Here is a 1,498-nt window from a genome sequence, read left to right on the forward strand (position 1 = left end):
CTCGCCGAGCACCAACCGCTGCCGCGTGAGCCACTCCTCGAACGCCGTGACGCCCGCGCCGTCGTCGCCGGCCTCGAGGGCGACGCGCATCTCGCGCGCCAGCCCTGCGGCATCCGTGACCCGCAGCTCGTCGAGCGGCACCGCGCCGCCGACCAGCGCCCGCATCGACCCGTGCGTCAGCAGCCGGGCGACTCCGGGCTGCAGCAGCGCGCCGAACGCCCAGCCGGTGCCCTCGAGCCGTCGATGCGAGCGGCCGGCCTCGGGGCCGTACAGGGCGGCGGCATCGGGCTCGATCACGAGGTTCGCCGACGGGTAGTCGAGCACCCCCTGCTCGACGACCGCGCCGGGCGGGAGCTGCCACCGCGGCACCCAGACGTGCCGCACCAGGTCGGCGAGCGAGGGGTCGACGACGTACCTGGCGAGCCGCACCGGAGCCTCGCGTTCGACCTGCGCGTCGGCGTGCTCGGGCAGCGGCGCGATGCCGGGTGCGTCGGAGGCGGTGGCGAGCACGCCCTTGACCGCCGAGGCGCCCGCCCGCGATCGCCAGTACGCCTCGGCCGTCGTCATGGGCCCAGTATCGCTGGCACCACCGATGTCGCGTTTCGACAAGCCCTGCGGATGCCGCGTGCGTAGCGTCGAAGCCATCGGAACCGTCCGACCAGGGAGGACACCATGCATGACTTCGAGATGACCATCTACATCAAGGCCGACCCGCTCGTCGTCTGGGAGGCGATCGTCGGCGACGAGGGCAGCCGCGCGGTGATGTTCGGCTCGGTGCTCCGTGGCGAGCTCGAGCCCGGCGGCACCTACGAGTACGTCGGCCCGGGCGAGGGCGTCACCGAGGTGGTGCACGTCTACGGCGACGTGCTGCAGGCCGACCCGGGTGTCGTGCTCCAGCTCACCGAGCACCCCGGCCCGGTCTACCGCGAGAACCACGCCGAGCTCACGAGCCGCATGACCTGGCGGTTCGAGCAGGCCGGCGTCGGGCTCACGAAGCTGACCTTCACGAACGACGAGTGGAGCGAGGGGCATCCGGCGCAGGCCGAGACGGCCGAGACGTGGCCGCGCGTGCTCTCGAGCCTCAAGTCGTGGATCGAGACGGGCGAGGCCATCCCGATGACCTCCTGAGCCGAGCGGATGCTGCGCCGCACTGTCGCTCCTTCGCGCCCCGTCGGCCCCGTCGACAGCCCCGTCGACCGCCCCGCCCCATACCCGTCGACCGCCGCCCGAACCCGTCGAGATGACGCAAATCGACCTTCCCGGCGCCGGGAACGACGGTTTGCGTCATCTCGAGGCCGGCCGATGACCATCACGACGGCTCCGCGACCGACGGATGCCGCGGGCGGCCCGTGGCTAGGATCGTGCCCATGGCCGACGACGCGGTGAAGCAAGCACAGGAGGCGGCCGCCGCAGCGGCCGAGGCGGCCGAGGCCCTGCAGGTGCAGGCGCAGGAGGCCATCCGCAAGGCGGAGGAAGCGGCAGCCCTCGCGCAGGCGGC

General features: G+C 73.1%; 2 protein-coding genes. One reads left to right on the plus strand and one right to left on the minus strand.

What is annotated here, in order from left to right; all coding sequences use genetic code 11:
• Window positions 1-567: DUF6597 domain-containing transcriptional factor (locus GH736_RS22795; protein ID WP_328596953.1), on the minus strand; the 567-nt coding region annotated here is incomplete at its 3' end.
• Between the two features lie 105 nt (window positions 568-672).
• Between GH736_RS22795 and GH736_RS22800 the strand changes: the two genes are divergently transcribed.
• Window positions 673-1,128: an SRPBCC domain-containing protein gene (locus GH736_RS22800; protein WP_203230924.1), complete on the plus strand. Its 456-nt coding sequence runs from the start codon at window positions 673-675 to the stop codon at window positions 1,126-1,128.
• Window positions 1,129-1,498: the final 370 nt, after the last annotated feature.

The sequence above is a fragment of the Agromyces humi genome, from assembly GCF_009720255.1.
Classification (GTDB): Bacteria; Actinomycetota; Actinomycetes; order Actinomycetales; family Microbacteriaceae; genus Agromyces; species Agromyces humi.

Coding starts and splice junctions, on each gene's coding strand:
- GH736_RS22800 (WP_203230924.1), top strand. CDS start 673: ATGCATGACTTCGAGATGACCATCTACATCAAGGCCGACCCGCTCGTC.